Source organism: Saccharopolyspora shandongensis, from assembly GCF_900106995.1.
In the GTDB taxonomy this organism is placed as follows: Bacteria; Actinomycetota; Actinomycetes; order Mycobacteriales; family Pseudonocardiaceae; genus Saccharopolyspora; species Saccharopolyspora shandongensis.
In genome coordinates, this window is sequence record NZ_FNOK01000006.1 from 54,889 (window position 1) to 81,717 (window position 26,829).

Annotated in this window: 29 protein-coding genes and 2 pseudogenes; 23 read left to right on the forward strand and 8 right to left on the reverse strand. The window is 68.1% G+C overall.

What is annotated here, in order from left to right; all coding sequences use genetic code 11:
• The first annotated feature begins 41 nt into the window (after positions 1–41).
• The 5 genes from BLW84_RS08350 to BLW84_RS08370 all read left to right on the forward strand — a co-directional run bounded on the left by BLW84_RS08350 (position 42) and on the right by BLW84_RS08370 (position 3,104).
• Entirely contained in the window at positions 42–932 is an 891-nt protein-coding gene (locus tag BLW84_RS08350; RefSeq protein ID WP_245761019.1) for an EamA family transporter, read from the forward strand.
• 177 nt (positions 933–1,109) lie between these two features.
• Positions 1,110–1,676, forward strand: coding sequence for a helix-turn-helix domain-containing protein (locus tag BLW84_RS08355; protein WP_093263265.1), 567 nt, complete (start codon positions 1,110–1,112; stop codon positions 1,674–1,676).
• A 20-nt stretch (positions 1,677–1,696) separates the two neighbouring features.
• On the forward strand, positions 1,697–2,122 hold the full coding sequence (locus tag BLW84_RS08360; RefSeq protein WP_245761020.1) for a GNAT family N-acetyltransferase: 426 nt from the start codon (positions 1,697–1,699) through the stop codon (positions 2,120–2,122).
• Between the two features lie 41 nt (positions 2,123–2,163).
• Positions 2,164–2,817, forward strand: coding sequence for a TetR/AcrR family transcriptional regulator (locus BLW84_RS08365; protein WP_093263268.1), 654 nt, complete (start codon positions 2,164–2,166; stop codon positions 2,815–2,817).
• Positions 2,814–3,104: a DUF6204 family protein gene (locus BLW84_RS08370; RefSeq protein ID WP_218157239.1), complete on the forward strand. Its 291-nt coding sequence runs from the start codon at positions 2,814–2,816 to the stop codon at positions 3,102–3,104. The genes BLW84_RS08365 and BLW84_RS08370 overlap by 4 nt, the downstream gene beginning before the upstream one ends.
• Before the next feature lie 124 nt (positions 3,105–3,228).
• On the opposite strand, the gene BLW84_RS08375 is transcribed toward BLW84_RS08370, so the two are convergent.
• Positions 3,229–4,122 (reverse strand): NADP-dependent oxidoreductase, encoded by an 894-nt coding sequence (locus BLW84_RS08375; protein WP_093263273.1) that lies wholly within the window; start codon positions 4,120–4,122, stop codon positions 3,229–3,231.
• 71 nt (positions 4,123–4,193) lie between these two features.
• Between BLW84_RS08375 and BLW84_RS08380 the strand changes: the two genes are divergently transcribed.
• The 4 genes from BLW84_RS08380 (at position 4,194) to BLW84_RS49850 (ending at position 6,332) form a co-directional block, all read left to right on the forward strand.
• Positions 4,194–4,790 (forward strand): TetR/AcrR family transcriptional regulator, encoded by a 597-nt coding sequence (locus BLW84_RS08380; protein WP_093263275.1) that lies wholly within the window; start codon positions 4,194–4,196, stop codon positions 4,788–4,790.
• Positions 4,791–4,886: 96 nt separating this feature from the next.
• Entirely contained in the window at positions 4,887–5,651 is a 765-nt protein-coding gene (locus BLW84_RS08385) for a class I SAM-dependent methyltransferase (RefSeq protein ID WP_093263712.1), read from the forward strand.
• Positions 5,652–5,778: 127 nt separating this feature from the next.
• Entirely contained in the window at positions 5,779–6,171 is a 393-nt protein-coding gene (locus BLW84_RS49845; protein WP_281247374.1) for a dihydrofolate reductase family protein, read from the forward strand.
• A complete protein-coding gene (locus BLW84_RS49850; RefSeq protein WP_281247375.1) occupies positions 6,168–6,332 on the forward strand; it encodes a dihydrofolate reductase family protein in 165 nt (54 codons plus the stop codon). The genes BLW84_RS49845 and BLW84_RS49850 overlap by 4 nt, the downstream gene beginning before the upstream one ends.
• A gap of 41 nt (positions 6,333–6,373) precedes the next feature.
• On the opposite strand, the gene BLW84_RS08395 is transcribed toward BLW84_RS49850, so the two are convergent.
• The gene (locus tag BLW84_RS08395; protein WP_093263278.1) at positions 6,374–7,414 is read right to left on the reverse strand and encodes a tyrosine-type recombinase/integrase; all 1,041 of its coding nucleotides are present in this window, start codon (positions 7,412–7,414) and stop codon (positions 6,374–6,376) included.
• A gap of 296 nt (positions 7,415–7,710) precedes the next feature.
• Between BLW84_RS08395 and mug the strand changes: the two genes are divergently transcribed.
• A complete protein-coding gene (gene mug, locus BLW84_RS08400; protein ID WP_245761021.1) occupies positions 7,711–8,238 on the forward strand; it encodes a G/U mismatch-specific DNA glycosylase in 528 nt (175 codons plus the stop codon).
• A gap of 243 nt (positions 8,239–8,481) precedes the next feature.
• Positions 8,482–8,934 carry a hypothetical protein gene (locus BLW84_RS08405; protein ID WP_245761022.1) on the forward strand — a complete coding sequence of 151 codons (453 nt, stop codon included), beginning with the start codon at positions 8,482–8,484 and terminating at the stop codon, positions 8,932–8,934.
• A gap of 85 nt (positions 8,935–9,019) precedes the next feature.
• Here the strand turns inward: BLW84_RS08405 and BLW84_RS08410 are convergent, their stop codons facing one another.
• Positions 9,020–9,817, reverse strand: a complete 798-nt coding sequence (locus BLW84_RS08410; RefSeq protein ID WP_093263285.1) for an alpha/beta hydrolase family protein — start codon at positions 9,815–9,817, stop codon at positions 9,020–9,022.
• 267 nt (positions 9,818–10,084) lie between these two features.
• Here BLW84_RS08410 and BLW84_RS08415 point away from each other — a divergent pair, with 267 nt between their 5' ends.
• The 7 genes and pseudogenes from BLW84_RS08415 to rox all read left to right on the forward strand — a co-directional run bounded on the left by BLW84_RS08415 (position 10,085) and on the right by rox (position 17,626).
• Positions 10,085–10,975: an MBL fold metallo-hydrolase gene (locus tag BLW84_RS08415; protein ID WP_218157240.1), complete on the forward strand. Its 891-nt coding sequence runs from the start codon at positions 10,085–10,087 to the stop codon at positions 10,973–10,975.
• Positions 10,976–11,044: 69 nt separating this feature from the next.
• A pseudogene (locus tag BLW84_RS08420) lies at positions 11,045–11,446 on the forward strand (DUF4158 domain-containing protein); the annotation flags it as partial.
• Between the two features lie 188 nt (positions 11,447–11,634).
• The gene (locus tag BLW84_RS08425) at positions 11,635–12,834 is read left to right on the forward strand and encodes an NAD(P)/FAD-dependent oxidoreductase (RefSeq protein ID WP_093263291.1); all 1,200 of its coding nucleotides are present in this window, start codon (positions 11,635–11,637) and stop codon (positions 12,832–12,834) included.
• Positions 12,835–12,994: 160 nt separating this feature from the next.
• A complete protein-coding gene (locus BLW84_RS08430) occupies positions 12,995–14,218 on the forward strand; it encodes a cytochrome P450 (RefSeq protein WP_093263293.1) in 1,224 nt (407 codons plus the stop codon).
• Positions 14,219–14,225: 7 nt separating this feature from the next.
• Complete coding sequence (locus BLW84_RS08435; protein ID WP_425441692.1) at positions 14,226–14,423, forward strand: ferredoxin; 198 nt, start codon at positions 14,226–14,228, stop codon at positions 14,421–14,423.
• A 177-nt stretch (positions 14,424–14,600) separates the two neighbouring features.
• A complete protein-coding gene (locus BLW84_RS08440) occupies positions 14,601–15,554 on the forward strand; it encodes a sigma-70 family RNA polymerase sigma factor (protein WP_177226358.1) in 954 nt (317 codons plus the stop codon).
• 647 nt (positions 15,555–16,201) lie between these two features.
• Positions 16,202–17,626, forward strand: coding sequence for a rifampin monooxygenase (rox, locus tag BLW84_RS08445; RefSeq protein ID WP_218157255.1), 1,425 nt, complete (start codon positions 16,202–16,204; stop codon positions 17,624–17,626).
• A gap of 184 nt (positions 17,627–17,810) precedes the next feature.
• Here the strand turns inward: rox and BLW84_RS47305 are convergent, their stop codons facing one another.
• Positions 17,811–17,987, reverse strand: coding sequence for a hypothetical protein (locus BLW84_RS47305; protein WP_177226353.1), 177 nt, complete (start codon positions 17,985–17,987; stop codon positions 17,811–17,813).
• A gap of 61 nt (positions 17,988–18,048) precedes the next feature.
• Positions 18,049–18,759, reverse strand: coding sequence for an alpha/beta hydrolase family protein (locus tag BLW84_RS08450; protein ID WP_093263302.1), 711 nt, complete (start codon positions 18,757–18,759; stop codon positions 18,049–18,051).
• A 143-nt stretch (positions 18,760–18,902) separates the two neighbouring features.
• On the opposite strand from BLW84_RS08450, the gene BLW84_RS48925 reads away from it, so the two are divergent.
• Both BLW84_RS48925 and BLW84_RS48930 read left to right on the forward strand, forming a co-directional pair.
• Positions 18,903–19,553, forward strand: a complete 651-nt coding sequence (locus BLW84_RS48925; RefSeq protein ID WP_245761023.1) for a hypothetical protein — start codon at positions 18,903–18,905, stop codon at positions 19,551–19,553.
• A 160-nt stretch (positions 19,554–19,713) separates the two neighbouring features.
• Positions 19,714–20,655 (forward strand): annotated as a pseudogene (locus BLW84_RS48930) (Tn3 family transposase); the annotation flags it as partial.
• Positions 20,656–20,709: 54 nt separating this feature from the next.
• Here the strand turns inward: BLW84_RS48930 and BLW84_RS08460 are convergent.
• From BLW84_RS08460 to BLW84_RS08470, 3 genes are all read right to left on the reverse strand, one after another.
• On the reverse strand, positions 20,710–20,961 hold the full coding sequence (locus BLW84_RS08460; RefSeq protein WP_093263304.1) for a 3'-5' exonuclease family protein: 252 nt from the start codon (positions 20,959–20,961) through the stop codon (positions 20,710–20,712).
• Between the two features lie 153 nt (positions 20,962–21,114).
• Positions 21,115–21,696 carry a dihydrofolate reductase family protein gene (locus BLW84_RS08465; RefSeq protein WP_093263307.1) on the reverse strand — a complete coding sequence of 194 codons (582 nt, stop codon included), beginning with the start codon at positions 21,694–21,696 and terminating at the stop codon, positions 21,115–21,117.
• Between the two features lie 66 nt (positions 21,697–21,762).
• Positions 21,763–22,584, reverse strand: a complete 822-nt coding sequence (locus tag BLW84_RS08470; protein ID WP_218157256.1) for a helix-turn-helix domain-containing protein — start codon at positions 22,582–22,584, stop codon at positions 21,763–21,765.
• 309 nt (positions 22,585–22,893) lie between these two features.
• Here BLW84_RS08470 and BLW84_RS08475 point away from each other — a divergent pair, with 309 nt between their 5' ends.
• The 3 genes from BLW84_RS08475 (at position 22,894) to BLW84_RS50275 (ending at position 26,826) form a co-directional block, all read left to right on the forward strand.
• Positions 22,894–24,021 carry a tyrosine-type recombinase/integrase gene (locus BLW84_RS08475; RefSeq protein WP_143060893.1) on the forward strand — a complete coding sequence of 376 codons (1,128 nt, stop codon included), beginning with the start codon at positions 22,894–22,896 and terminating at the stop codon, positions 24,019–24,021.
• 233 nt (positions 24,022–24,254) lie between these two features.
• Positions 24,255–26,351, forward strand: coding sequence for a tyrosine-type recombinase/integrase (locus BLW84_RS48330; protein WP_218157241.1), 2,097 nt, complete (start codon positions 24,255–24,257; stop codon positions 26,349–26,351).
• A complete protein-coding gene (locus tag BLW84_RS50275; RefSeq protein ID WP_425441694.1) occupies positions 26,341–26,826 on the forward strand; it encodes a DUF6262 family protein in 486 nt (161 codons plus the stop codon). The genes BLW84_RS48330 and BLW84_RS50275 overlap by 11 nt, the downstream gene beginning before the upstream one ends.
• Positions 26,827–26,829 lie beyond the last annotated feature (3 nt).

Here is a 26,829-nt window from a genome sequence, read left to right on the forward strand (position 1 = left end):
TGCATTTTGCGGAACCATCGCGGCGGCGCAGGCTCTGTGCCATGCAGACGACAGCGCAGGCGCGGCAGCCCGTGGCCCTCCCGGTGCCCACCGCGGAAAACGGCGGCCGCTACGCGGGAATCGCGATGATGTTCGGCAGCGGGCTGTCCAATCAGGTCGGCGCGGCGATCGGGTCGCTGGCGTTCCCGGTGATCGGGCCGGCCGGTGTCGTGGCGGTGCGGCAGTGGATCGCCGCCGTCGCGCTGTTGGCGGTGGGGCGCCCTCGGCTGCGGGCGTTCACCAGGCGCCAGTGGCAGCCGGTGCTGCTGCTGGCGGCGGTGTTCGCGACGATGAACCTGTCGCTGTACAGCGCGATCGACCGCATCGGCCTCGGACTTGCGGTGACGCTGGAGTTCCTCGGCCCGCTGGCGGTCGCGCTGGCCGCGTCGCGACGCGTGGTGGACCTGGGCTGCGCGGTGGCCGCCGCCGCGGGCGTGGTGGCGCTGACCCGGCCGCAGCCGACCACGGACTACGTCGGCATCGGCCTGGCACTGCTGGCCGCGGTGTGCTGGGCGTCCTACATCCTGCTCAACCGCTCGGTGGGCCGCAGGTTGCCCGGCGCCGAGGGCACTGCCGCCTCGGCCGGGCTGTCGGGTCTGCTGTTCGTGCCGATCGGCATCGTGGTGCTCATCCAGCATCCGCCGACGCCGGCGGCGCTGGGCTGTGCGGCCGCTGCGGGCATCCTCTCCTCCGCCGTGCCGTTCCTGATCGACATGCTGGCGCTGCGGCGGGTTCCGGCGCACTTCTTCGGGATCTTCATGAGCATCAACCCGGTTCTGGCGGCCGTCGTGGGGCTGGTGTTCCTCGGCCAGAACCTGCAGGTGCTGGAGTGGCTGAGCATCGCGGCGATCGTCGCCGCCAACGTGGTCAGCGTCGTCACCGCGCGCCGGTAGCGGCGCGCTCGTCTGGCGAAAGTGCGGGATCAGGTGCGTGGGCGCCGGGGTTCTCGCGGCGCTGGGCAGCGAGGGATTCGCTGCCCAGCGCGCTTCGGGCGCCGGCGTAGGGCTGCTATGACACATATCCGGCCGCTGGCTTTCGCTATATCTCATATGTGAGCTAATCTCCCGAATATGAGAAACAGCTCTGGGATGGATGCCCGGTTGGCGGGTCGGCTCGCGGAGCTGCGGGTGGAGCGCGGCTGGCCGCTGGAGGAGTTGGCGCGGCGCACCGAGATCAGCCGCTCGACGCTGTCGCGACTGGAACGGGCCGAGATCAGCCCGACCGCGGCGCTGCTGAACAAGCTGTGCGCGGCCTACGGGCGGACCATGTCGCAGCTGCTGGCCGAGGTGGAATCGGAGCCGCCGCAGCTGGTTCGCGCCGACCGGCAGGAGGTGTGGCGGGACGAGACCTCGGGCTTCACCCGGCGCTCGGTGTCCCCACCACACCCAGGACTGCGCGGCGAGGTCGTCGAAGGCGTGCTGGAACCGGGCGCGGACATCTCCTACGACGGCCCGGCCGTGCCGGGCCTGGAACAGCACATCTGGGTGCTGGCGGGAGTACTGGAGATCACCGCGGGCGACCACGTGCACGAGGTGCGCGCCGGGGACTGCCTGCGGTTCCGGCTGTGGGGCCGGTCGCGCTTCCGCTGCCCTGGCCCAGAACCGGTCCGCTACGCCCTGCTGATCGTCCTGCCCTGATCACCCGGAGGGATCCTGCCATGCCGACCATCACCCGGCTGTCCGCCGCCGATTTCCGCGACAGCGTGAAGGAACTGGCCGATCTCCTCGTCGGCGTCGTCGACGACGGCTTCTCGCTCGGGTTCCTCGAACCCTTCGACCAGGCCGCGGCCGTGACTTGGTGGGAGGCCCGGGAAGCCGCAGTCGCCGACGGCGGCCTGGTCGTCTGGGCTGCCCACGGCCCGGATGGCATCGTCGGCACAGTCAGCCTCGCGTTGGAAGCCAAGCCCAACGGCCGGCACCGCGCCGAGATCGTCAAGCTCATGGTGCACCGCGACGCCCGCGGCCAGGGGCTGGGCCGGGAACTCCTCGCCACCGCCGAACATCGTGCCCGGCTACGCCGCCGACCCGGCCGGCCGCCTCGAGGACGGCAGCTTCTTCTACAAGCAACTCGCCTGACAAAATAATGAAGTCGACTCCAATATTGGAGTCGAGTTAAACTTGCGGCATGACCGAGGGGCTGCGGGAGCGCAAGAAGCGCCGGACACGGCAGCGGATCACCGAGGCGGCCATGGGACTGTTCGTCGAGCGCGGCTTCGAGCACGTCACGATCACGGAGGTCGCCGAGGCCGCCGAGGTGTCGGCGAACACCGTCTACAACTACTTCCCGACCAAGGAAGACCTCGTCCTGCCGCCCGACGAAGCGTCGCCGCAACGGCTCGCCGACATGGTGCGGCAACGCCGCGCCGGCGAGTCCGCTGCGGACGCGATCCTGCGCGAGCTCCGCGAGGAGGTGCACCGCCGCGACCGCAAGGTGGGGTTGACCGCGGGTTTCGGCCGCGTCTTCGACATGATGCGGGCCGCGCCCACGCTCCTCGCCCGGCTCGAGTCCCTCGGCCAGCAGATGACCGAGGAGCTCGCCGCCGTTCTCGCCGAGGAGACCGGTGCTACAGCGGACGACCCGCTGCCCCGGGTGATCGCACACCAGCTGGGCTGCTGCCACTCCCTGGTGTTCGCCGAGATCGGCAAGCGCGTCGCGGCCGGCGAGAGCCCCGACGCGATCGCCGAAGCCGCGCTGGATCTGCTGACCACCTTCGAGGACGTGCTCGGCGACCGCGTTCTCACCTGCGCCATGCGAAAGGACCAACCGTGTTCCGAGTGACGATCCGAGGCAAGTTCGACGGGCTCAGCGAGGCCGGGCGCGCCGCTGTTCTGGCGGCCACCGACACCGCCTTCACCGAGACCGGCACGTTCACCCACGACGGCACCGTTTCGGCGTTCACCTTCCGCTGCCAGGTTCCGGCCGAACGCGACGACGACGGCGAGCGGGAGGCGACCCAGCGCGCGCTGGCGGCGCTGGACGCCCACGGCCACCCGTACCAGGTCCTGCGCACGGCGGTGACCGACATGCGCCAGATCAAGATCCGCCGGAAGGGCCGCAAGCCCTGACCCCACCGAGCCGGACCACTCGTCGATATCCAGAGCGCTACGCGATGCCCTGGGGCACCGGGTAGCGCCGCTCCGGCGGCAGATCAGATTCGCGCCGATGCTGTGCAACTGCGCAGGAAACGGCTCAGACGACCACGACCCGGCGCCCGCGCGTGTGACCGGCATGGCTGTCGATGTGCGCCGCCGCGGCCTCGGCGAGCGTGTACGACTTCTCGACCGGGATGTGGAGCTTTCCCCGCGAGATGAGATCGACGGCCTCGGCGAGCGCTTCCGGCACGCTCCCGGCCACGCCGGAGAAGCGGACACCGAGCTCCGGCGCACCGAGATCGGCGATGGAGATCACCTTCTGCGGATCCCCGGTCAGCTCGACGAGCTCGCGGATCACGCCCGAGCCGGCCAGATCGAGAGCTGCATCGACATCGCCGAGCTGCCTCACTCGCTCGACCCAGCCCTCGCCGTACGTCGTGGCGACGGCCCCCAGGCTACGCAGATAGTCCTGGTTCGCGGCCCCAGCTGTGCCGATCACCGTGATGCCGCGGTCGCGGGCGATCTGCAGCACCGCCGATCCGACTCCGCCGGAAGCACCGCTGACCAGCAGCGTCTGCCCGGACTGCACACCGACCTGGCGGATGATGCGCAGCGCGGTCTCCACCACGGAGGCGTACCCAGCCGCCTCTTCGAACGTCAGCCCCGCGGGCATACGGGCCCAGGCCGACAGCACGGCGAACTCGGCATAGGTGCTCGAGCCTTCGCCGAACACGTGGTCGCCGACCTCGACCCCTTCGACGCCCTCACCGACCTCGTCCACCACCCCGGAGGCGTCCAGCCCGACTCCGGCGGGCAACTCGATCGGATGGGACCCCTGGAACTGGCCTTCACGGACCCTCCAGTCGTGGGCGTTCACGCCCGCCGCCCGCACGGCGATGCGTACCTGCCCGGGGCCCGCGTGGGGCTCCTCGGCGTCTACGAGTTGCAGAACGTCCGGACCGCCGAACTCGGCGAAGCTCACTTTCTTCATGCGTTCGACCGTAGCACTAACGGTTAGTGTTTAGCACTTGTTACGTCTTTGCATCTGATAGTGTTAGGAGTATGACTGTGCCGCCTGGACGCCGTGCGCGCAAGAAGGCCGCGACCCGCCAGAAGATCGCTGACACCGCCCTGCGGCTCTTCCTGGAACACGGGTACGACGCGGTGGGCATCCGTGACGTGGCCGCTGAGGCCGACGTGGCCGTCACCACGCTCTTCTCCCACTTCGCCTCGAAAGAGGCTCTGGTGTTCGAACAGGACGACGACTTCGAGCAACGCCTCACGCAGGCGGTCGCCGGCAGGGAGCCGCACGAGCCGCTCATCCCTGCGCTGCGCCGCGAGACCCAGGCGCTGGTGCGACATTGCACGGCGGACAGCGCCACCCCGATCTGGCACATGATCGACGAATCACCTGCCTTGCGGGAGTACGAGGAGTCGATGAGGCTGCGTCATGCAGAGTCGCTGGCAACGGCCATCGCTGCCGATCTCGACCTGCCGCAGACCACAACGGCCTGCCGGACGATCGCGAGGTTCGTGGTCGACGCCCATTCGCTGGCCCGTCAGGCGGCCGATCCGGAGGCCGCGGTGGACGAGATCTTCCGGATGATCGAGGCGGCCTGGGAGGTCACGTCAGTGCGTCCGGGCCGCCGGTCCTCGTGACCAATGATGGAACTCCGAACTCTGTCAGCAGGATGTTCCTTCCAGCCACCGGTTATTCGGTGGCTGCGCGCATGGCGGGCTGGGATGATCGGCTGCATGTCGACGCGTTTGTTCGAGGATCTGGTGGCCGAGGCGTCGGCCGCACCGGTCGATGGGTGGGATTTTTCCTGGTTGGACGGTCGCGCGACCGAGCAGCGCCCGTCGTGGGGTTACCAGCGGCTGCTGGGCGATCGGCTGGGCGCCGCGTCGGCCGCGCTGGACGTGCAGACCGGCGGCGGCGAGGTGCTGGCCGGTGCCGGGAACTTCCCCGCCGCGATGGTTGCGACGGAGTCCTGGCCGCCGAACGTCGCCAGGGCCACCGAGCTGCTGCACCCGTTGGGCGCGGTGGTCGTGGCAGCCCGGGACGAGCCGCCGCTGCCGTTCGCCGACGCGGCGTTCGACCTGGTCACCAGCCGTCATCCGGCGACCGTGTGGTGGGCTGAGCTCGCCCGGGTCCTGCGGCCCGGGGGAACCTACTTCGCCCAGCACGTGGGCCCGGAGACCGTGTTCGAGCTCGTCGAGTTCTTCCTCGGGCCGCTGTCCGAGGACATCCGCCGCAAGCGCCACCCCGACGTCGAGAGCGCCGAGGCCGTGGCAGCCGGACTGGACGTCGTCGACGCGCGCCTGGAGCGGTTGCGGATGGAGTTCTTCGACGTCGGCGCCGTCATCTACTTCTTGCGCAAGGTGATCTGGACGGTTCCGGACTTCACCGTCGACCGCTACCGGGACCGGCTGCGCGAATTGCACGAGCGGATCCAGCGCGAGGGCCCGTTCATCGCCCACTCGACCCGGGTTCTCGTGGAGGCCCGCAAACCGGCCTGAATTTCGTCACCGTGACTCAAAGTTCCCGGCTCGCTGCACTCGGGAATCGTGGTCGTTCGGGCGAACCCGAGCGGTTCGGAGATGACTTCCATCGGCAGCGGTTGTCCACCTCTTCAAGGAGGTTCACATGCGCAAGCTGGTAGTCACCGAGAACAGCACGGTCGACGGCGTGATCGACATGGCAGGCGGCTGGTTCGATCCCCGGGACAACGAGGTCGACCGGTCCGACATCACTGCGGCGCTCACCGAACAACGCGAAGCGGCCGACGCCCTGCTGGTCGGCCGCAACACCTTCGTGGATTTCCGGGACTTCTGGCGGAAGCAGACCGACGACACCACCGGCGTCTCCGACTACCTGAACGCGGTGGACAAGTACGTCGTGTCGAGCACGTTGACCGAACCCGGGTGGCAGAACTCCACGGTGCTGCGCGGACCGCTGGTCGACGAGGTCGAGGCGCTGAAAGCGGCACCGGCCGGGACATCGTCACAACGGGCAGCATCCGGCTCGTCCACGCGTTGATCGCGGCGAACCTGGTCGACGAGTTCCGATTGTTCGTCTTCCCGGTAGCCGTTGGTCGCGGAGCCCGTCTGTTCGACTCGACCCGTGAAGATCTCGCGCTGCTGGAGACGCGCCCGTTCACCTCGGGCGTCGTGCTCCTGCGCTACGCGCCGAAACGCTAGCCGCGACCCCTTGATCATTTACGTCACCGTGACGTAAATGATCAAGGGGAATGTTCGGGCGAATTCGGGGCTGTTTCGCGGGTTTCGCTGGTCGCTACCGCGACGAGGTGGGCCGGGTCGCGGGTCAGCGACACCGCGACGTGGTCGTAGAGCTGGGTGACGGCCGCCGAGGAGTGCCCGAGCGCGTCGCGGCGGTCTTCCAGCGCCGCTCCCCTTTCCCGGGCGATCGTGTTAAAGGTGTGCCGCATCGAGTGCGGCGTGATCCGCTGCGGCATCGGCACGCCGGCTTCGGCGGCCATCGTCTGCACCAGCCGGAAGATCTGGTGGCGGTTGATGCGCTCGCCATGCCGGGTCACCACCAGGGCTCCGGTGTCGGCGTCCGGCCGCTGCGCCAGATAGGCGTCAAGGACCGGGACCAGTGGCGCCGGGATGGGCCGGGTGCGGACCTTGCCGCCCTTCATGCGCACGGTCAGCACCCGGAGTCCGTCGCGCTGACCGAGGTCGGCTAGGTCGGCGTGGCACAGCTCCGAGACGCGGATGCCCAGATCGATCAGCAGCATCATCACCAGCGCGACCGCCTCGGGCGGGAGGCTGCGGTGCCGGTAGTCCCGGCTGGCGGTCAGCATCTGCGCGGCCTGTCGCTCGGAGACGCTGGCGGTCGGCGAATGCTGCCTGTCGTAACGGGGCCGCGCGGCGTCGCGAGCCGGGTTGGCGTCGATCGCCCCGGCACGCACGAGGAAGGTGTACCAGCTGGAGACGGCGGCGATCTTCCGGGCCCGGGTGCTGGCCGCGAACGCGCGCCCGGTGCGCGGATTGGTCGCCGCGGCGAGCTCGGCGGCATACATCTGCACCTCCGGGAGCCGCACGCCGAGCGGATCGAGTTCCCGGCGCGTGCACCACTCCACGTACTCGCGGAGATCCCGCGCATAGGCGGCGCGGGTGGCTCCGGAGTCCGCGAACGAGCCCAGCCACGCCGCGATCAACGCGGCCACGGTGTGTCCCGTGCGCGTGGGCGTGGCCAGGAGTTCCGTTTGCGCCTCTCGGCCGACTACCGACGCCCGCGCTTCCCCGATGATGCTCACCGAACTAGCATACCGAGCATACCGCACATAAGCGCGATTATGCGCGGTGCCTCCGGCGGTGTTTCTCGAATCAAAATTCTGTTTCGTTTGGCTAGTAACGTTATTTCAATTGGTGTTACGTAATTCTGGATGGAGGTGCCGCCGGAAACCGGTGGCCGGAGACCGGACCCGCTTCGGGACGCCGTGGCCGCCGGTTAAGGTCCGGTGTTGGTTGCGGGAACCGGAGGTGCGAGTTGGCGGGGAACCGGCCGAGCGCGGAGGAGTTGGCCGCGGCGGAGGGGGCGAGGATTGCGGACGTGCTCTCCCCCGGTTTGCGGGTGCTGTTCTGCGGGATCAATCCGGGCCTGTGGTCGGGAGCCACCGGCCACCACTTCGCGCGGCCGGGCAACCGGTTCTGGCCCGCGTTGCACGCATCGGGATTCACGCCGCGCCTGCTGCAGCCGCACGAGCAGAGCGAGCTGCCCGCGTTGGGGCTGGGGATCACGAACTTCGTCGCGCGGGCCAGCGCGCGAGCGGCCGAGCTCACCGACGAGGAGTTGCAGGCCGGCGGGCAGGTGCTGGTGGACAAGGTGCGCCGGTTCCAGCCCGCTTGGGTGGCGGTGGTGGGGATCACTGCGTACCGGACGGCGTTCGGCGAGCGGCGGGCGACGGTGGGGCCGCAGGACCGGCGGATCGAGGGCGCGCGGGTGTGGGTGCTGCCGAATCCCAGCGGCCTCAACGCGCACTGGACCGCGGGCACGCTCGCTGCGGAGTTCCGCCAGTTGCAGCAGGTCGCGATGCTCGGCGAGTCGCCGCAATCGGATTCGGGCGCCCCGCAGGGCTGAGCTCGTGCCCGGGCCGCCCCGGAGGGGCCGCTAACGACGGCGGGACCGATGGGTTTCGCCGTCGCTCGGCGGATCTTGATTACGCCGGATGGCCGCTTCGGGACTCCCCGTGATCACGCGGCGAGACATAGGGAACACGGGGGTGTGCTTTATCTGTCCGTTACCGGTAGGGTCTGACCCGCCGGTGAGGGAAGCCCCTGATCCGGTGACATTGGCCCCTTGCCCCCCGCAGAGTCGATACGGATGACTATTCAAGACGACCTTGCTCGACCGTGGTTCCAGCCCGTGCTCCAGTCGGAAGCGCAGCAGCCGCGACTGGACTCGGGACCGCCGACTACCCGCATCGTGGGCCAGCTGCCCTTGGACGAGGTGGTCGTCCCGGCCCGCCCGGTGGCTTCGCCGCCGCCGATGGCCGACGCCCCATCCCGGGTGGAGGTCACCCAGCCCTACATTCCCGCGATCCGCGACGAGCAGCCGGAGTTCGCCAAACTGCTCAATCCCGACCCGCTGGCGCCGGCCGCGGGGATGATGGGTCCGCAGTCGCAGGCGTCGGTGGCGGCGCCGACCGAGCGGGTCAAGCCGGTGGCACCGGCTCCGCCCGCCCCGGTGAAGAAGCGCAGCCTGGTTCGCCGGGTGGTGCGCCGGATCATCGGCCCTGATCTGCTGCGCAAGGATCCGCCGAAGAAGAAGCGGTAAGAGCAGCGCGAGGCGGTGGCCTTGGCGCTGGCGCAGACCTGCATCCTGCGCCGGCGCCAAGGCCACTATTGTTTTTCGGGCCGCCCTAGCTCGCTTTCGCGAGGTGGCGGCGAAACCACGCAGTCAGGCCGGCGTCGACTTCGCTAGCGGGCGGCAGTTGCGGCGCGGGCTCGATGCCGGGCTCGTCGGCGAGCGGATGCGCCAACCCGGGGATCGGCAGCAGTTCGGACCGCTTCCCCAACGCGTTGACGAGATCCGAAGCGTCGGCACGCAGCGCCGGGTGGTCCAGCTCTCCGCTGACGACCAGCAGTGGCGCGCGACCGGCGATGGTGTCCGCTTTGGCGACGAAGTCCAGGCTGTCGGCGACTTTCTCGGATTCGGCGTCGTACGGGTAGTCGCCCGGGAACAGGTCCACGACGGACCGGATCCGGATGGCCGCGTTCACGACGGCGCCGGCGAAGACCGGTACGTCGGTGTCGGCGAGGATCCGCAGCGCGACGGCCCCGCCCAGCGAGCCGCCGAGCACGCCGATCGGGCCGTCGTCGACCGGCAGTTGCGCGCGGATCGATTCCAGTGCGGCCGGGAACTCTTCGGCCGCCTGCCGGACGAACGGGTGCAGAGCGGACATCAGGACGTCCTCGCGGATCAGTTCCAAGCCGGCGTCCATGCTGCCGTCGACCATGCGCGCCCCGCACATCGGCATGCCGAGGTGCACCCGCCACGCGGGCAGGTCGTTCATCGGCAGCGCGGCGGCGAACGCGGCGTCCGACCTCGGCGCGTCGAGCATGTGCCAGGTGACGATCAGCGGCGCGGGCCCGTCCTCGGCCGGTGGCAGGGCGGTGAACGGCACGCCGGCGGCCGTGCCCGTGATAGGTGAGTTCATGCGGCCACGGTAGATCGGCGGCCGCGTGCCGGGATTCGGTTACGCCACCGGCAGAAACCAGCGCGGCGGGCGAGCGCTCCGCATTTTGCGCAACGGACGTTGTGTGAAATCTTGGGGCTCGGTACGGTGCTTCCACCGGACAGCGCGCGCACCGGTATTCCTGACCAGCACGAATGTCGTTGCGGTGCTTGGCGGGCGGATCCCGGGTTGTCCACATTGGACCACGATTCGAACCGCACCGGCCGGGACACGCGAGAGGAACTCGAGTTGGTCGCCACGGGATACACGGAAATGGAGTACGGGGAGGTCACCGTGCTCATCGGTGCCGAACGGGGCTCCTACCCGTTCGGCAACTCGCTGCTCGTGCGCGGCACCGACGCCACGCTGGTCGTCGATCCGTCGCTGTCGCTGGTCGAAGCGGCGCCGCCCGCGGACGTGGTCCTGGTGAGCCACGCGCACGAAGACCACGTCGCCGGCCTCGGCAGCTACGACGTGCCGGTCCACATCCACGAAGCGGACATCGCGGCGCTGCGATCTCGCGAGGTCATGGTCGCCGGGTTCGGCCTTCCGCCCGAGGCCGTCGCCGATGTCGACCGGAAGCTGCGGGATCAGTTCCACGTGCAGGATCGTCCGGATGCGCTGGAGTTCACCGACGGCGCCGTGTTCGACCTCGGTGGGCGCACGGTGACCGTGGTGCACCTTCCCGGCCACACGGCAGGTCATTGCGGTTTCCTGATCGAGCCGGACGGGTTCCTGTTCGTGGCGGATGTCGACCTGACGTCGTTCGGGCCTTACTACGGCGATGTCGGCAGCAGCCTCGTGGACTTCGAGGAGACCGTGCGCCGGTGCCGGGAGATCGACGCCCGCTGGTACGGCACGTCGCACCAGAAGGGCGTGATCGAGGGTGCCGATGAGTTCCGCGGGCGGCTCGACGCCTTCGCCGGTGTGGTGGAGAAGCGGGACGCGGTGCTCCTAAGGCTGCTCGACGAACCGCGGACCGTCGCGGAGATCGTCGAGCACCGGCTGGTCTACCGGCCGCATGTGGAAGGCGCGCACGTGAGGCCGGTAGAGCGGAGGACCGCGCTGCGGCACCTGGACCGCTTGATCGGCAAGGGTCTGGTCGCGGAGGTCGAGCAGGGCCGGTTCCTCGCGACGTAGCGCTCGACTCCACCCGTCCCCGTGGACGTGGCCCCGGAGTCCTAGCCCAGGCACCAGCCGCAAAGTACAGAGGAGCTGTTGGCGAGTTGGACGCTGGTAGACGGCGACTGGGGCTCGGTGGCGAACAAGAGCGGGGCAACCCGGCTCAGTTTGAGCCTATTGCTGAAGTTCTTCGAGCTGAGAGCCCGGTTCCCTGACGTGCTGGAAGAGGTCCCGCCGGTTGCGGTGGAGTACGTCGCCAGTCCGGTGAAGGTCCCGGCCGCCGACTTCGCGAAGTACACGTTGGTCGGCCGGACTACCGAGTACCACCGCAAGCAGATCCGTGAGGCCCTGGGGTTTCGGCCGTCGACGGTCACGGACGAGAAGGCACCGGCCGAGTGGCTGGCCGCGGAGGTCTGCCCAGTCGAACTGGTGGAGGACCGACGGTGCGAGGCCCTGCCGGTGGAGTGCCGGGTGCGAGCACGACGTTGATGTCGACGGTGATCGGCGTCAGATCACCTCGTTCAGCTCGGCCTGTATCTGCGCCGCCTCGGCGTCGTGAGCATCGTTGGGCGACACTCCTGCCGTCCTGTGACCCATGCCACATGCAGTTCCTGTCAGCAATCGGGGCGCTATTCCGCTCAAGTCACCGGGAGCAAGCGAACCGACAGGAGCATCACATGAAACACCGCATCGTCGTCCTCGGCGCCGGCTATGCCGGCACCTACGTGGCCGGGACCCTGGCCCGCCGGCTGTCCCCGACGGACGCCGAGATCACCGTGGTCAACGCCGAGCCGGACTTCGTCCAGCGGCTGCGGCTGCACCAGCTCGCGGCCGGCCAGGAGATCGAGGCTCCACAGCTCGCCGACGTCTTCGCGGGCACCGGGATCCGGCTGCGCCTGGCCCGTATTACCGCCGTCGACCCCGAGCGCCAGGTCATCGCCGTGGCCGACGCCGACGGCGGCGGCGAGCTCGGCTACGACACGCTTCTCTACGCGCTCGGCAGCCACATCGCCGACCACGGCGTCCCCGGCGTGGCCGAGCACGCTTTCAACGTCACCGGCCGGCCCTCCGCGCTGTGCCTGCGCGAGCGCCTGGACAGCCTGAGCAGGCGGGACGAAACCGGGAGTGTGCTGGTCGTCGGCGACGGGTTGACCGGCATCGAGACCGCCACCGAGATCGCCGAATCCCGGCCCGGCCTGTCGGTGACGCTGGTCGCCCGCGGCGAGCTGGGCGCCCCGCTCTCCGCCGGAGCCCGCAGCCACCTGCGCCAGGCCTGCGACCGGCTGGGCATCAACGTCCTGCAGCACACCAGCGTCGAAGCCGTCGAAGCCACGCGGGTGCTGTGCGCCGACGGCACTGCCCTGGCGTCCGACGCGACCGTGTGGACGGCCGGGTTCGCGGTCAACCCCATCGCCGCCGCCGGCGGGCTGGAGGTCACCGAGAACGGTCAGATCGTCGTCGATCGCACCATGCGGTCGGTCTCGCACCCAAACGTCTACGCCGCCGGCGACAGCGCCTACGCCATCGGCGACAACGGCCGGCCACTGCCGATGTCCTGCGCTTCGGCCGGCTACACCGGTCGGCAGGCCACGGACGCGATCGTGAGACGCCTGACCGGCCGTGAGATCGCGAACACCAAGCTGGAGTACCCGGGCAACCACATCAGCCTCGGGCGGCGGGACGGGATCCTGCAGATGGTCGACGACGAAGGGCAGGCAAAGCCGAAGTATGTGGGCGGCCGGAAGGCCGCGCGCATCAAGGCGGGCATCCTCAAGATGTCGCTGTGGGCCACCTCGCACCCGACTTTCGGTTTGCCCAAGCGCAAGCACCGCCTGGCCGCCGCGCCGGATGCGTCCGCTGAGAAGGCGGTCGCGTAGGACGATCCAGCCCGCAACCTCGAAGCGGCCTGGATCTGACGGCGACCCAGCCTGCGCAGGACGACCCGTCAGGCCAGGAAGCCGGAACAGTGTCGATCACGCCACCCGAGGCCGCCACAAGCACAACAAACTCCACCGCATCTATTACTGGAGGTCCTTCATGACGAAGAGCGTTGCCGGCGAACTCACCGGCCTGAAGCTGCCGGTAGAGCGTGGCTGCCCGTTCTCCCCGCCCACCGCCTACGAGCGGCTGCGCGAGCAGGCGCCGATCAACAAGGTCCGCCTGACCAGCGGCGGCGAGGCGTGGTGGGTGTCCGGGCATGAGGAAGGCCGTGCCGTCCTCGCCGACGGCCGCTTCTCCTCCGACAAGCGCAAGGACGGCTTCCCGCTCTTCACCCTCGATGCGGCGACCCTGCAGCAGCTCCGCAGCCAGCCGCCGTTGATGCTCGGCATGGACGGCGCGGAACACTCCTCAGCCCGTCGTGCGGTGATCGGCGAGTTCACCGTCAAGCGGCTGGCCGCGCTGCGCCCGCGGATCCAGGACATCGTCGACCACTTCATCGACGACATGCTCGCCACCGACCACCGTCCGGTCGACCTGGTGCAGGCACTGTCCCTGCCGGTGCCCTCCCTGGTGATCTGCGAACTGCTCGGCGTTCCCTACACCGACCACGACTTCTTCCAAAGCCGCACCACCATGATGGTGCGCCGGACGTCGCTGGAAGACCGCCAGCGAGCCTTCGCCGAACTGCGCGCCTACATCGACGACCTGGTCACCCGCAAAGAGTCCGAACCCGGCGACGACCTGTTCAGCCGGCAGATCGCCCGGCAACGCCAGAAGGGCACCATCGACCACGCAGGCCTGGTGAGCCTGGCCTTCCTGCTGCTGACCGCCGGACACGAAACTACAGCCAACATGATCTCGCTCGGCGTGGTCGCGCTGCTCACCCACCCGCAGCAACTGGCCCTGATCACCGCCGATCCGGACAAGACGCCCATGGCCGTGGAGGAACTGCTGCGCTACTTCACCATCGCCGACGGGGTCACCTCCCGGGTGACCACCGAAGACGTGGAGATCGGCGGGGTGAGCATCAAGGCCGGCGAGGGCGTCATCGTCTCGACACTGTCGGCCAACTGGGACCCGGCGGCGTTCAAGGATCCGGCCGAACTGGATGTCGAGCGCGGGGCCCGCCACCACCTCGCCTTCGGATTCGGCCCGCACCAGTGCCTCGGCCAGAACCTGGCCCGGATGGAGCTGCAGATCGTCTTCGACACGCTGTTCCGCCGCATCCCCACCCTGCGGCTCGCCGCGCCGGCCGAGGACCTGCCGTTCAAGACCGACGCCGTCATCTACGGCGTTCACGAACTCCCGGTCACCTGGTGAGCAGGACATGATGCGGATCAAGGCCGACACCAACCTCTGCGTCGGCTCCGGCCAGTGCGTCCTGACCGAGCCGGCCGTCTTCGACCAAGACGACGACGGCATTGTGGCCCTGCTGACCGATCACCCCGACGACCAGCGCGCCGCACCGGCGCGCCACGCCGTCACCCTGTGCCCATCCCGAGCCCTCTCCATCCTGCAGGAATAAGCACATCCCCGGTGACGACGCGTCCGCGCCAGTGGAGGGCGACAAGTTCGGTGGGGCCAGCCTTGCCGACAGGCCGCATCGCCAAGAGACGTCTTCTGCTGTCGATCTACGACACCCGGCACCTCAGCACAACCGACCCATCGATTCACTTCTGAAACACACTCTAGGGTGGTCCGCGTGGACAGCACCGCCACTGATCGCTTCGACATCAGTCGGTTCGAGGCCAGTCGGAACCGGCTGGCCTCGCTGGCGTACCGGCTGCTGGGCTCCGCCGCCGACGCCGAAGACGCCGTGCAGGATGCGTTCTTGCACTGGCAGACCGCCGACCGGCAGCGGATCAAAGTGCCGGAAGCATGGCTGACCAAGGTCGTCACCAACCTGTGCCTCGACCGGCTCCGCTCGGCACAAGCCCGCCGCGAACGCACCGTCGGCGCCTGGCTGCCCGAACCGCTCCTCGACGGCGACCCGATGCTCGGCCCGGCCGGCACTTTCGAGCAGCGCGAATCGGTCTCCCTGGCCGTGCTGACTCTCATGGAGCGCCTGTCACCCCTCGAGCGGGCCGTCTACGTCCTGCGCGAAGCGTTCTCCCACAGCCACGCCGAGATCGCCGAGATCCTCGACATCACCGAGTCCGCGAGCCACCAGCACCTCCACCGGGCCCGGCGCCGCATCACCGCCGCCCGCCGCGGCGGCGGCGACGTCGACCCGGCATCCGCCCGCAGGATCGTCGAAGAATTCCTCGCCGCTGCCTCCTCAGGCCGCACCGAACGGCTGGTGGCGCTGCTCACCGACGACGCAACCGCGATCTCCGACGGCGCCGGCCTGACCGAGAAGCTGCTGCAGTTCGACACTCCGCAGCGCATCGCCGCCGTCGCACGGGCCGGCTTCAAACCCACACCCGCGAAACGGCGACTCGCCGGCGGCACGCCCGCCGTCCACTACGCGCTCGTCAACGGCGCCCCCGCCATCCTCTTCGTGCTCGGCGACCAGGTCATCGGCGCCGTGACGTTCGACATCTCCAGCGGCAAGATCGCAACCGTGCGCGGCATCGCCGCCCCCACCCGCCTCGTCCGCCTCACCGAAGCCTGGCGGCAGCACGCACCGGACACGCCGCTCATCACCCAGTGGTGACCCGACGCCGACCGCAGTCAGGCGCAGCGCCCGCGTTTCACAGGTGGTCGCGCGTGAAACGCCGAAGCTGTTCGCGCGCGACCGGGACATAGCTCACGACTGATCATGCGGGCGTCCGCCACCGCGATTCGTGGATTGCGAACCGGGCGCGCTCGGGGCTGGGGCGATCAACGCGAGGGCGGCGTCGACGAGGGCTTGGGGCCGGCTGGGCGTGAACCGCTCGGGTTCGAAGGGGAACATCACGGGCCAGAACTCGACCGTGACCGGGGCCAGCCGGGGTCCGCCACGCCGGATTCGCCCTGCAGCCGCACGGGCCCGTTCGGAGTCGTGATCACGTGGCTGGGAAAGGATTGGACGGGGTGATGCTCGGGCTTGTAGCTTGCAGTGGACCGTGACACCGCCCGAGGAGGTGAGACCCATGAACGCTGTATCGACGTGGGTGCTCCCCTTCCCGTCACGGCCGGGCGATTGACGTAGGTGTCGCCGGGAGCGCCTTGACAACAAGGCACTCCCGAAAGGCAACACCTATGGACTCTTCGCAGTTCACCGCCGAGTCGTCGTCGAACGATACGGTCGAGCGCGACTTCACCGTGGGCGACGTCCCTGGACTCCGGTCGTCGGCCTCCAGCGCCGGTCGCGCGCCCCTCATGTTCGACGTGATCGTTGCCGGGTGCGGGCCGACTGGCGCGATGCTGGCCGCCGAACTGCGGCTGCACGGTGTGCGGGTACTCGTTCTGGAGAAGGAAACCGAGCCCGTGTCGTTCGTCCGCATAGTCGGTCTGCATATTCGCAGTATCGAGCTGATGGCAATGCGCGGACTGCTGGATCGCATTCTCGAACACGGAAGACAGCGTCCGGCCGGCGGATTCTTCGCCGTCATCGCCAAACCCGCGCCCGAGGGCCTGGATTCCGCGCACGCCTATCTGCTGGGCATCCCGCAGCCGGTCATCGTTCACCTGCTCGAAGAACATGCGATCGAACTGGGTGCGCAGGTCCGGCGCGGTTGCGCGGTGGCCGATTTCGAGCAGGACGACGAGGGTGTGACCGTCGAGCTGGCCGGCGGCGAACAGCTGCGTTCGCGCTATCTCGTCGGCTGTGACGGCGGGCGCAGTACGGTGCGCAAACTGCTCGGCGTCGGCTTCCCCGGCGAGCCCTCGCGGACCGAGACGCTGATGGGCGAGATGGGGGTGGGTGTGCCGCAGGAGGAGATCGCCGCCAAGGTGACCGAAATCCACGAGACCAACAAGACTTTCAGTCTCAGGCCCTTCGGCGAAGGGGTCTATCGCGTCGTAGTCCCCGCCGCGGGAGTCAGTGATCGCGCGGAACCGCCCACCCTCGAGGACTTCAAACAACAGCTGCGCGCCATCGCCGGAACCGATTTCGGCGTGCACTCCCCGCGCTGGTTGTCCCGCTTCGGGGATGCCACCCGGCTAGCCGAACGTTATCGGGTCGGGCGGGTGCTGCTGGCCGGCGATGCGGCACACATCCATCCACCCACCGGCGGACAGGGCCTCAACCTGGGCGTTCAGGACGCATTCAACCTCGGCTGGAAACTGGCCGCACAGATCCGCGGCTGGGCGCCGGAAACACTGCTGGACACCTACCAGGCCGAACGTCATCCGGTCGCCGAGGACGTGCTGGACAACACCCGCGCCCAGATGGAATTGCTGTCCACCGAACCGGGCCCGCAGGCCGTGCGCAGGCTGCTCGCCGAACTGATGGACTTCGACGAGGTGAACCGCTATCTGATCGAGAAGATCACCGCGATCGGCATCCGCTACGACTTCGGCGAAGGCCCCGACCTGCTCGGCCGCCGCCTGCACGACATCGACGTGAAGCAGGGCCACCTCTACGGTCTGCTGCATCGCGGCCGCGGCCTGCTGCTGGACCGCACCGAACGCCTGACCGTCGGCGGCTGGTCAAACCGGGTCGATTACCTCGCGGATCCCAGTGCGGTACTGGATGTTCCGTGCGTCCTGCTACGCCCCGACGGCCACGTCGCCTGGATCGGCGACGATCAGCAGGACCTGGACGACCACCTCTCCCGCTGGTTCGGCAAGCCCGCCAACTGATTTCGCCTGAGCAACCGAAAAGGCCCGTGAGGAGGATCGAACGCCAGTAGCGACTGACCATCGGAAGGCTGGACGCGGAGTGGATCGGCGCAGGCGGCCGTGCGTTCGTCTAACTGCCGTCTGTCGAACATGAACGTCGGGCCCCGGCGCCCCGACTGCCCGTTTCGGCCGTTCATTTTCCCGTTCACCTTCTGCCGGCGTTCAGGCTGGACTGGAGCAGGTGGAGAGCGAGCATGGCGGTCTCGGCGTGCTCCTTGTCCGGGCCAGTCAGGGCGCCGTCCTTGCCGTAGTGGAGCACGGTGTTCGCAGCCTGCGCGGCGCGGACTGTCAGGGACTGTGCCGGGGAAAGCCGCCTCCACATGGGTACTGCTGCCCTCCGGCGTTCTGAATCCCACCTAGGACCGCGACGCGCCCAGGCCAGGTCAGCCGACGAGTGCGGTGTCGAGCCAGTCGAAGGTGCGCTGGTGGAACAGGGAGAGCGCACCCTCGTGGCAGTGCTCGCCCGCGCCTTCGTCTTCGCGGAAGGAGATCAGCTCTTTCTGGCAGGTCAGCTCGTCGAGCAGACGCTGCGGCTGCCCCTTGAAGAACTGGTCGTTCTCGGCTTCGAGCACGAGCGTCGCGCAGGTGATGCGGTCGGCGATGCCCGCCATCGTGTACGCCTCGGTCGCCTTGACCAGCTCGTTGAGGTCGGACACGCCGAAGGCCCCGTCGTGCACAACCCACCGCACCATGGTGTTCTGCGCCATCAACGCCTCCGGACCGCCGGGCGTCGAAGCGGCGCGGTCGGCGGTCGCGGCGATGACTGCGTGGAAGTCGTAGACGCCGTCGTACAGCACGCATGCGGCGATGCGGTGCTCGAAGGCTGCAGCCCTCGTGGTGAGGTAACCGCCGAGACTCATGCCGATCAGTACGAGTCGCTCTGCGTCCGCCTCGGGCAGGGTGAGCGCGAAGTCGACGACCGGGGTGACCACGGCCTCCCAGTCCGGCCGGAAGTGCAGGCCCTGCTCGCGGACGGTGCTGCCCTGGCCGGGGCCGTCGAACGCGATGACGTTGTAGCCGCGCCGCAGCGCGCCTGCGGCCAGCGCGAGGTAGTCCTCCTCCAGCGTGGAGTCATACCCGCCGTGGAAGAGCACGGTCGGGCGCGGGGTGCCCGAATCGTCGACTGCACAAGAAGGGCCGCGAGCGGCTGGAGGAGATCCAAGCCGCCAACCGCGCCGAGACCGAACGGCTCATCAACGTGCTCGGTGATGTTGTGGCTGCAGCTCGCGAAGCCACCGTGGCTGCAGATCCCGACCCCGGCGCCGACGAGCCGGACCAAAACACCGAGGGAGTGGAGGAACGCACCGGTCGCCTGGTGCTGAAGACCCTGGCCGATGCTTGCGGGATCGACGAGCTGGCCAGCGCGACGGAGGCGGTGTCGGCCTACCACGGCAACAACTACTTGCCGCTGCTGGAGCGGTTCTACCGCTCGCACCGGCCGGTGTTGTTCACCCTGGTCGATGCGATCGAATTGGAGGCGACCAGCGCGGACCGCAGCGTGCTGGACGCGGTGGAGTTCGTCCGTGCCAATCGCGATCGGCGCAGCGACTGGATATCGGAGACGACCCCGGTCGAGGTGGATGGCCAGAACACCACTGTCAGCGTCGATGTGGACGCCTTCGCCAGCGACGCCTGGCGCAAGGTGCTGCGCGACCGGCAGCGGCCGGGGATGCTGGCCCGTCGGCACCTGGAGGTCTGCGTGTTCTCCTACTTGGCCGCCGAGCTGCGTTCCGGCGATATCGCGGTCGCCGGGTCGGATTCCTACGCCAACCTGCACGCGCAGCTCATGACCTGGGACGAGTGGCAGCCGCTGGCCGGGATTTCTGCGCCCAGGCCGGTATCCCGATCGACGCGGCCGAGCTGGTGGCGCACTACCGGCACGAGCTGACCCGCACCGCCGCGACCGTGGACGCCGGGTATCCGGCGAACACCGACCTGGTGCTGGACGGCGAGCGGCCGGTGCTCAACCGCCGCAAGGGAGCCGACCGGCGACCCTCGGCGATCACGCTGGAGGCGGCGGTCCACCAGCGGCTGACGGCTAGGTCGTGGCGGTGGATGGCTCGCAGGTGGACACCTGGGAGAACAACCCGCTCGCCGAGTCGCACATCCGCTACGGCGGGATCGCCATGCGCCACGTCGCCGATTCCTACATCGCCCTGTTCAGCCATTTCATCCCGTGCGGGGTGTGGGAGGCGGTCTACATCATCGAAGGACTGCTCAAGAACGACTCCGAGATCCAGCCCGACACGATCCACACCGACACCCAAGGCCAGTCGCTGCCGGTGTTCGGGCTCGCGGCGTTGCTGGGCTTCGAGCTGCTCCCCAGGATCAGGAACTGGCACGACCTGATCTTCTACCGGCCCGATCCGCGCAACCGCTACCAGCACATCGATGTGCTGTTCGGCGACCACGCCATCGACTGGGACCTGATCGAGAAGCACTGGACCGACCTGCTGCGCACCGCGATCTCCATCCGCGAGGGCCGCGTGTCGTCGGTGACGCTACTGCGTCGGCTGGGCAACCACTCGCGCAAAAACCGGCTCTACCGGGCGTTTCGCGAGCTGGGCCGGGTGATCCGCACGGTGACGCTGCTGCGGTACCTGTCCGAGCCGGAGCTGCGCGAGCAGATCACCGCGATCACGAACAAGGCCGAGGCGTTCCACGGCTACTCGGAATGGCTGATGGTCGGTGGTCGGCTGATTGGCCACAACGACCCGGATCACCACGAGCTGGTGGTCAAGTTCAACGAGCTGATGGCCAACTGCGCGATCTACTCGACCGCGCTGGACATCACCGACGCGGCGAACGCACTGGCCGCCGAGGGCCACGCGGTCGACAACGACGATCTGGCCACGATCACCCCGTACATCACGCACACCATCCGCCGGCTCGGTGACCTGGTGCTCGACCTTGACCCTCCCGACGCGGTACCGACCACACGGCTGGATCTGGAGCCCCGCGCTCTGTTCCCCGGCGGCCCGGCCGCGTAACCCGGTGATCCGGCCCGAGCGTGCCTGGCCAGGATCACCGGATGTCGCGCGTGGTCAGGGTGCGGTCATGTGCAGGAGGTGTTGGCGGGTCTGCTGGACGTCGCCGAGGGCTCGGTGCCTGCCGTCGTTGGGCAGCCAGCGGCGGGAGTGGGCGTGGTCGGAGCGAGGCAGCATGACGTCGGCCCAGTGTCCGAGGTCGGCCAGGCGGGTGCGGCGGATGCCGTGCCGGTGGCAGTCGGCGGTGATGACGCCGCGGTCGTAGTCGGCGTTGTTGGGGGTCGGCCAAGATACGACGGAAACCGGCAACCAGTGATCTTGAGTTGAACTTGCCGCAGGTGAGGTGCTGGGGCGGATCGGCGTCGGCTGCCCGACCAGGGACAGCGATGCGCAATCGCAGCCGGAGGCCCGATCTTGTGTCACCGTTCGCAGTGGACTTCTTCGCGTACCCGCTCAGATCGGTCAACGGCGCACCCGATAGCGCAGGTGAAGCACCCGGTTGCCCTGAATCACCACGTCAGGATCCTCCAACAGGTGCTGCGCGTGGACCGACCCGAAGTAGCGCTTGCCGGACCCGAACACCACGGGTACGACGTCCATGCGCACCTCGTCGATCAGGCCCGCGGCAAGCACCTGGCCACCGACGTCGCCAGCGGCGACCTCGACCATGCGGTCACCCGCAAGCTCCTGCGCCTTGGCCACGGCTGCCTCGACGCCGTCGACGAAGTGAAACGGCGCCTCGGGGTCCCAGCCCTCGGGCTCCGGCCGGTGCGTCACGACGACCACGTGGTCGACCCCGCCCGGAGGCTTCCCGTCCCAGCCGTCCGTCATGTCGAAGACGTGGCGGCCGACGAGTGTCGCCCCGATCTGGTCCCAGTATGGCCGGGTGTAGTCGTAGGACGTCTGCGACACCTTCAGCTCTCCGCTTTCGTCCAACGGGACGTCTCCGCTGGACAACCAGGCGAACAGCGGTCCGGGCTGGTCATTCTCGTCCGCGACGAAGCCGTCCACCGACACCGAGCTGTACATGACCACCTTGCCCACGGGGCTCTCCTCTGCTTTGGGGTGCCCCGAAATTAGCGTGTCGTGAGCTGTCGCTCTTGTAAGAAATCAATCGGCCGGCAGCGGCCAGCCGTCCAGCGCGTGGCCGGGATGTTCGCGCAGGAACCGCCGCCGGACTTCGACGTACCGGGTCGGCGTGAGCCCGGTGAACGCCCGGAACTCGTGGCCGAAGTGGGCCTGGTCGAAGTAGCCTGCGCCACCGGCGAGGTCGCCCCAGTCGATCGGCCCGGCGGGGTTGATCGCGAACACGGTGGCGGCGAAGCGGTAGGTGCGGGCCAGCCGCTTCGGCGTGACGCCGATGAGCTCCTTGAACCGCTGCGCCAGATGAGTGCTGCTGACACCGGCTGCCACGCTCAGGTCGCCGATCGCCACCGCCCCGCTGGTCGCCGCGATGACGCTGCTCGTATGGCGGACCAGCCCTAGGCCGGCGGCCTCGCACAGCCGTCGCATCAGCTCCTCCTCGAGCAGCGTCAGCATCTCGTGCGGTCCGGGCGCCGTGGCCAGCCGGTCTCGCAGCTCAGCAATGGCGGGCCGGCCCCAAACCTGCTCTACGGTCACCGGCCGGTCACGCAGCTCGGCCGCGGGCATCGACAGGAACGGCGCCAGCCCCCACGGCTTGAAGTGCACGCCGACGGACCGGGTCCGGAGTGGGTAGCCGAACTCCAACGCGCGGGTGGGCATGGTGACCACGCAGCCGTCGGCGTACTCGGCCGTCTCGATGTCGGTGCCGGCGCGGATGCGGAATGGCGCCCCGAGGTTGACGATGAGCAACGCCGCGGGCATCGGCGGCAGCGTCAGCCGGGCGTACGGCGGCGCACCCTCCAGGTAGTAAAGGTCGTCGATCAGCCCGTCCAGCGGCGGTCGCGGCACTCTGGACACGTACTCCACGCCCACAGCATCGCCGACGCCTCGCCAGCATCGCGTGCCGGGATGGTCCCAGCCGCGCTGCCGCCAGCATCGAGCCGACGCCGATCCTGGACGAGCGGGAGAAAAACGACGACACCAAGGCCGTGTCCCGATCCCGGATCGACCGGCTGTGCCGGCGCCGGGACGTGCCGCTGCGGGAGAAGACGCTCTTTATCTGTACCCGATCTTGAAGTGTCAGGTACGTCAGCCAAGGAAAGATCGTGTACCTCAATGGGTGCGTGGCTGACGCTCGGTCTTGACTCGTGTCCGTGAGTGGTCGATCTACTGTCCGTGCATTTCGAGGAGTCCGGGACGCGGGTCCGTCGGGTTCAGGGCAGCGGCGTTCGGCGAGAGACCTTCACCGTGATATCGAGCGATGGTCGGGTCGTAGAACCCATCGACGACTACTTGGCCGCGTGTACTGACCGGGAACACTCGCCCAACACGATCCGTGCCCGAGCCTTCGATCTGCGGGCTTGGCTGGTGTTTCTGGATCTGCTGGGCGTCGGGCTGCTCGACGCCTCCCCGGAGCATGTGGACCAGTTCGCTGGATGGTTGCGCCGCCCTGTTCAGCCGGGGCGGTTGCGGACCGTGGAGGAGGCTGACCCTCCCGCTCGGGAGCCGTCCACTGTAAACAGAGCGCTGGACAGCGTGTGCATGTTCTACGAATTCCTGGCGCGTCGGGGTGTCGGTCTCTCAGCACACCTGGTTCGTTACCGACCAGCACGTTCCGGGGACTATGGCGGTTTTCTTGCCGGAATTGCCAGCGCCCCAGTCAAGGAACGGAAGACACGGCTCAAGGAAGTCACGCGCCGACCAGCGACGCTGACGGATGACGAGGTCCAGGCCATCCTCGACGCGTGTGACCGACTGCGCGACCGATTGCTGATAGCCCTGATGTTCGAGACGGGCTGCCGGATCGGGCAAGCGCTGGGACTGCGTCACGAGGACATCAACACTGACCGATCTGCGATCACGTTGCGGCCACGGGAAAACAACGTCAACCGAGCCCGAGGGAAGAGCCGGGAGGCCAAACAGATCCCAGTCCGCCGGACGTTGCTCGATCTCTACACGGACTACCTGTTCGCGGAGTATGGCGAGCTCGGCAGCGACTACGTATTCGTGTCTTTGTGGAACGGCCCATACGGATCTCCCATGACGTACTGGGGCGTAATGAGCCTCGTCAAACGGCTGCGCAAGCGCACCGGGATTGACTTTCACCCCCATGTTTTCCGGCACACGCATGCGACTGCTTTGCTGCGAGCCGGCGTCCGCCTCGAGGTCGCCGCGGAACTGCTCACGCACTCCTCGACGCGCACTACCGCCGACATCTACGCCCATCTGGACACGGACGACTTGGTCCAGGAATTGGAACGAGTCGGCTTCTGGGAGGCCCGGTGAGTACGAACCGAGCGGCGGCGATGCCGCTGCCGGCTGATCCGCGAGCTGCTGTGTTGTTGAGGGTACTGCGCCCTGAGTTCCGCGTGGAGCGGTTCGTACCGCCACCGGGACACTTCCTTGCCCCGATCTTGTGTCAGATCCCGACATGTCCCCGTGAGGACACCGCTAAAGGCATGTGTCTTCAGCACCGACGGCGATGGCGAGCGGCTGGAGCACCGGACCCGGAGGTTTGGATGGCCGATTCCCGGAACTGGGTGATGGGCTGGAGCGCAGAGGTTGGCCCGTGCCGAGTTCCTCAGTGCCGTTACGCGGCAGGATTTGCCTTGTTGTGCGACGTGCATCGCACAGAGTGGATGTCGCCGATTCATCGTCGGAGGAAGACGGCCATCGAGGAGTTCATGTTTCTCGCGCGTCCGGCGGACCGTCCGGCCGTCGGCTGCTGTCGCTATCCGGATGGCTGCGTCTACCCGATCAGCAGCAATGACTTGTGCGAAGGACATCTCTATCGGTGGCAGCGGGTTGGCAAGCCAGCACTGGCCGACCTGCCCAGCGCGGTGCGCGACCGTGTCACTCCTGGATTCTCGGTCGATGGTTTGCCTCCGCTGCTGACCCTGGAGTTCCAGTACTTGTTGCAGGTTCGGACCGACGAGCGTGCCTCGCGGATCCTGCAGGCCACGTGGGGATGTGTGACCCGACTCGCGCTGACCGAAGGCGTCAGCTCGCTGCGGGATCGCACACTGGACCAGTGGCGGGGACGCGCGAGCCAAGACCCCACAGTCCGCGGCCTGCTCGGCACCGCCCTACGCGCTCTCGCCGATCTTGACCGTCCAGAAGACGAGTACGAGGGTGATGTTTGGCGACCGGAACATCTCGGTTTCAGCATCGAAGAACGCCGTGGTGTCAGCGCCCTGAACTTCACTGCGATCACGCAGGAATGGTTGCGGGACAAGGCCAAGCGCTGGACCAAGGTCAAGCTCGGGCACGGCGAGCTGCGAACTGTCCAAAGCCAGGTCGCTGTTTTCAAGTGCTTCTCGCGGTTCCTCGCCCATGCCTACTCGGATCGGCAGGACGACCCGACCGTGTTGGACCGGGCGGTGCTCGAAACCTATGTGGGCTGGCTCCACCGGCATGTGAATGACAACAAAGCGGGGCGGGGTCGCGGCAAGCCGTTCAGCGCGGAAACTCGCATCCGTCACCTGTCCACAATGGCGGACTTCTTCGCGTATTGGCACCGCTACGGCTGGGAACCCGCTCTTTCGCCGACGACTCGGATCTTCACCGACGACTACCCCAGACGTTCCGGCCTGAAAGCGAACTTCATCGACGAGTACTTGATGGAACAGATCGAGTCGGAGGAGAACCTGGCGCTACTCGAACCGGAGACGCGCACGATGGTGCTGATCTGTCGTGACGAGGGATTGCGGATCGGCGAGGCGCTGACCTTGAAGACCGACTGCCTCAAGCAGACTCCGTCCGGCAGGTGGGCGCTGGTGCACTACAAGAGCAAGGACAAGAGCTTCCGGGCCATCCCGGCATCCCGGGTGGTTGTCGAAGCGATTCGCGAGCAGCACCAGCGGGTCTTGCGGCGATTCGACGATGGGTGCCCATGGCTGTTTCCCCGTGCTCAGATGAACCCGGATGGTCGGCATCACATGACCTACACGACCATCACACGCCGTTTCGACGCCTGGCTCAGCCGGATTCGGCTGGTCGACATCCATGGCCGTCCGGCAAGGGTGACCTGGCACCAATTCCGGCACACGCTTGGAACCCGCATGGCCAACGCGGGCGTGTCCGGGCGCACCATCCGAGAAGTGCTCGGCCATACCTCCTGGGAAATGCAGGAGCACTACTCCCGCATCAGCGACGAAACCCTGCGCCGCGAGTACGAGGAGAAATACGAGGTTCGGTTCAATCTCAAGGGTGAGGCCGTTCGGGTCCGCCGGGACAGCGATCTGTCCGCAGTCGAGTGGCTGGCTGAGAAGATCGGCCGACGCCTGCACGCGGTCGCCGGTGGCTGGTGCGGCCGACATATCGCCCGCCCCTGTCCCAAGACCGCCGCCGACGGCTGCTACGTCTGCGAGGACTTTCAGACCGATCAGAAGTTCCTCCCTATCCACGAAGACACCTTGCTCCGCGCGCGCGAACTCCAAGCCACCACCGAGGCGGCCGGTCGCACCCGCGCTGCTGAAACCAACGCCCGACTTGCCGACTCAGTCGAGCACCTGATCATCCGCATCACGGACGAGGAGAGCGACCTGCGCGCTCGCACCCCAGACGCCGACAAGCCCGATCACACCCGGACAGAAGGTGCCGCTGATGCCAGCTGACAACTCGGCCCACCTCATCGAGTCAGCCCGGCAGCGTCGCCTTGACTGCATCGCGCGCGTCCATGCGGTCCTTGACGACCTGGAACATCACGGCGGCCGGGTCTCCGTCACTGCGGTCGCCACCCGAGCCGGGGTGTCCCGCACCTTCCTCTACGACGAGGGCCAGGCCGCCCTGCTGGAACGGCTGAAGAAGTTGGCCGCCAAACAACCGAGTTCGGGGCGCCCAGCGCTCCCAGGCGAGCAGCGTGTCAGCACCAAGTCCCACGAGGCCATCGTTCGAGCCCTGCGAACGGCCAACCAGAAGCTGTCCGAGGACAACAAGCGCCTACGCGACGAACTTGCCGTGGCTCTCGGACAACTCCGCGATCTCCGCCGAGTAACCCGGTCAACCGCCGACGCAGCCTCCTTGCCTGACAGTGTCAGCCACACGAATCACCAGCTCACAAACCATGATCGCGAACAAAGGTCCAGATAACGC